We start from the raw sequence: 286 nt of genomic DNA, 5'->3' as shown, positions 1-286 counted from the left end.
AGAGATATAAATGCTGTAGCTGCGATGCAGAGGTTCGTCCGGTTGGGTGGAAGGCTGTGAAGTGAAAATCAAAGTAAACTCAAAAATAATCGAGAGATTTGAACCATGCCCGGAGGGACTAGAAACTTACTTAAGTCTGTACGGAGAAAATGACACCGATTTAAAAACAATTTTGAAAGATAGCCGCATAATCCCAGTGCATAGACTTTGGTTAGCTGTTCGATTGTTGCCAAAATTTGAGGTAGAGGTCTTTGCAATTGATTGCGCCGTTCGCGCTGCTTCTTAT

Annotated in this window: 1 protein-coding gene; it reads right to left on the bottom strand. The window is 42.0% G+C overall.

Annotation, left to right across the window (positions count from 1 at the left end):
• Positions 1 to 68: 68 nt before the first annotated feature.
• Positions 69 to 286 (bottom strand): hypothetical protein (locus tag H6A07_RS09695; protein WP_204814716.1); only part of this gene is annotated, 218 nt, incomplete at its 5' end.

Origin of the sequence: Olsenella uli (assembly GCF_016899935.1) — a bacterium.
Lineage (GTDB): Bacteria > Actinomycetota > Coriobacteriia > Coriobacteriales > Atopobiaceae > Thermophilibacter > Thermophilibacter uli_B.
Note: the sequence above shows the minus strand (reverse complement) of the source record. Positions and strands in the feature narration are given on the sequence as shown.